This is a genomic window from Luteococcus sp. Sow4_B9 (genome assembly GCF_052116585.1).
Taxonomy (GTDB): Bacteria; Actinomycetota; Actinomycetes; order Propionibacteriales; family Propionibacteriaceae; genus Luteococcus.
Genome location: NZ_JBQKKT010000058.1, coordinates 1 through 1,423 on the forward strand (window position 1 = coordinate 1; position 1,423 = coordinate 1,423).

The 1,423-nt window shown below is 64.1% G+C and carries 1 protein-coding gene; it reads right to left on the reverse strand.

All coding sequences use genetic code 11. From position 1 onward, the window contains the following. Nucleotides 1–26 precede the first annotated feature (26 nt). Nucleotides 27–1,190 (reverse strand): IS110 family transposase, encoded by a 1,164-nt coding sequence (locus ACTQ49_RS14905; protein WP_441828620.1) that lies wholly within the window; start codon nt 1,188–1,190, stop codon nt 27–29. Nucleotides 1,191–1,423 lie beyond the last annotated feature (233 nt).

Here is a 1,423-nt window from a genome sequence, read left to right on the forward strand (position 1 = left end):
TGGCACCCCTCTGTGTCAAGGGTGGCTCATGACGCGATCGGCAGCGGCGTCGTAAGGTCGGGGTCAGCGGGTTCGGGAAGTGACTTCTTCGAAGTGCTGGTGTGGGACTGTGAGCCAGCCGCGTCGGAGCCAGTATGCGCGTCCCGGTGTCCTCCCGAACCCGCCCCATGGATGGCGACGTAGTCATTCAGCATGGTCCGATAGATGACGTCCGACAGCCGGCGTTTCAACGCCCTCATCGCTTCGTTGGGGCTCTTCCCTTCAGCCTTCTTGCGGTCGTAATAGGCCCGCCCTTCGGTCGGGTTCCTGAGTTGGACGACGGCCATCATGTGCAGGACCCGGTTGATCTCCCGATTCCCGCCCCGCGAGAGCCGGTGATGTGGATGGTCACCCGAGGAGACGTCGACCGGTGCGGTGCCGGTCCAGGACGCGAAGTGACCCTTGTCGGGGAAGCGGGTGATGTCGGCGACCTCGACCAGCAGCTTCGCCGCGCCAGACGGACCGATGCCGTGCAAGTCCAGAAGGCCGGTGCGGGTCTCGCGGATCAGACTGATGAGTTCCTTGTTCGCGGCCTTCTTGCGGGCATAGACGCGTTCGAGGTCCTCGACGAGTTCCATCGCGACGCGTTTGCGGGTCTTGCCGACCACATCCCTGGGACGGATACCGGCGAGGAGTCGTCGTGCTTGGGCTGCTGACAAGTCCTTCTTCGCCCCGCCGGGGATCAGCTCGAGCAGGATCCGATGGAGCTGGCAGACCTTGGTGACGTGCTCGTCACCGATTCTGCGGCGGCGGTCGACCAGCAGCCGGAGCACTTCCAGCTGTTCGTCGGACACGACCTGGTGCAGGCCGGTGATGCGGACTCCGACCAGCGCGATCGAGTGAGCGTCGGTGTCGTCGGTCTTGCGTCCCTGGCCGGTGGCGAACATCCGCATCCTCGCCGACAACTTGGCCGGAACATCGACCACACGTTCACCGCGCAGGACCAGTCGCTCGGCAACGTGGCGGCCGATTCCGGCGCATCCTTCGACCGCCCAGACCCTCTCCGGCCATGTCTGCGTGTAGGCGAGCATTTGGTCGAATCCGTCGACGTCGGTGGTGAACTGCCGGTGTCCCAGGATCTGTTCGTCGGCGTCCATCACCTCGATTGTGACGGTGCGTTTGTGGGGATCCATCCCGATCACCACGCCCATGACTACCTCCTAATTTCACCTTGACAATGTGTGTGTCGGGTCGGGAGGGCACCGCTACTACCAGGCGTCATTCCCCTCTTCAGCCTCTCCCGCCCAAGCGGTGGTCCGGGGTAGCGCACGCCAAATGAAAGTCACACCCAACGGTGGACAGCCGCAAACGGAGCGACCGCCCCAGACCACCTGAACCGAGCCTCGGCCAAGGCCCGACCTGAGGTCAATGGAACTAGTAGCCG